1 rRNA gene is annotated in these 1,722 nt (G+C 52.9%); it reads right to left on the bottom strand.

Annotated elements, in window-relative coordinates:
• Positions 1-39: 39 nt before the first annotated feature.
• Positions 40-1,579, bottom strand: a 16S ribosomal RNA gene (locus ACKLKD_RS27780).
• Positions 1,580-1,722: the final 143 nt, after the last annotated feature.

The raw sequence follows: 1,722 nt of genomic DNA, 5'->3' as shown, positions 1-1,722 counted from the left end.
ACAATCTGTGTGAGCACTACAAAGGCAGGTTCTTTAAGGTAAGGAGGTGATCCAACCGCAGGTTCCCCTACGGTTACCTTGTTACGACTTCACCCCAGTCATGAATCACAAAGTGGTAAGCGCCCTCCCGAAGGTTAAGCTACCTACTTCTTTTGCAACCCACTCCCATGGTGTGACGGGCGGTGTGTACAAGGCCCGGGAACGTATTCACCGTAGCATTCTGATCTACGATTACTAGCGATTCCGACTTCATGGAGTCGAGTTGCAGACTCCAATCCGGACTACGACATACTTTATGAGGTCCGCTTGCTCTCGCGAGGTCGCTTCTCTTTGTATATGCCATTGTAGCACGTGTGTAGCCCTGGTCGTAAGGGCCATGATGACTTGACGTCATCCCCACCTTCCTCCAGTTTATCACTGGCAGTCTCCTTTGAGTTCCCGGCCTAACCGCTGGCAACAAAGGATAAGGGTTGCGCTCGTTGCGGGACTTAACCCAACATTTCACAACACGAGCTGACGACAGCCATGCAGCACCTGTCTCACAGTTCCCGAAGGCACCAAAGCATCTCTGCTAAGTTCTGTGGATGTCAAGACCAGGTAAGGTTCTTCGCGTTGCATCGAATTAAACCACATGCTCCACCGCTTGTGCGGGCCCCCGTCAATTCATTTGAGTTTTAACCTTGCGGCCGTACTCCCCAGGCGGTCGATTTAACGCGTTAGCTCCGGAAGCCACGCCTCAAGGGCACAACCTCCAAATCGACATCGTTTACGGCGTGGACTACCAGGGTATCTAATCCTGTTTGCTCCCCACGCTTTCGCACCTGAGCGTCAGTCTTTGTCCAGGGGGCCGCCTTCGCCACCGGTATTCCTCCAGATCTCTACGCATTTCACCGCTACACCTGGAATTCTACCCCCCTCTACAAGACTCTAGCCTGCCAGTTTCGAATGCAGTTCCCAGGTTGAGCCCGGGGATTTCACATCCGACTTGACAGACCGCCTGCGTGCGCTTTACGCCCAGTAATTCCGATTAACGCTTGCACCCTCCGTATTACCGCGGCTGCTGGCACGGAGTTAGCCGGTGCTTCTTCTGCGGGTAACGTCAATCGATGAGGTTATTAACCTCACCGCCTTCCTCCCCGCTGAAAGTGCTTTACAACCCGAAGGCCTTCTTCACACACGCGGCATGGCTGCATCAGGCTTGCGCCCATTGTGCAATATTCCCCACTGCTGCCTCCCGTAGGAGTCTGGACCGTGTCTCAGTTCCAGTGTGGCTGGTCATCCTCTCAGACCAGCTAGGGATCGTCGCCTAGGTGAGCCGTTACCCCACCTACTAGCTAATCCCATCTGGGCACATCTGATGGCATGAGGCCCGAAGGTCCCCCACTTTGGTCTTGCGACGTTATGCGGTATTAGCTACCGTTTCCAGTAGTTATCCCCCTCCATCAGGCAGTTTCCCAGACATTACTCACCCGTCCGCCGCTCGTCACCCGAGAGCAAGCTCTCTGTGCTACCGCTCGACTTGCATGTGTTAGGCCTGCCGCCAGCGTTCAATCTGAGCCATGATCAAACTCTTCAATTTAAGTTTGATGCTCGTGAATTAAACTTCGTAATGAATTACGTATGTTCACTCAGAGACTTGGTATTCATTTTTCGTCCGAGGACGTTAAGAATCCATGTCACTTTGAGTGCCCACACAGATTGTCTGATAAATTGTTAAAGAGC

Origin of the sequence: Klebsiella sp. 10982, from assembly GCF_048589245.1 — a bacterium.
Taxonomy (GTDB): domain Bacteria; phylum Pseudomonadota; class Gammaproteobacteria; order Enterobacterales; family Enterobacteriaceae; genus Klebsiella; species Klebsiella quasivariicola.
This window is presented reverse-complemented; position numbering and strand designations above follow the sequence as displayed.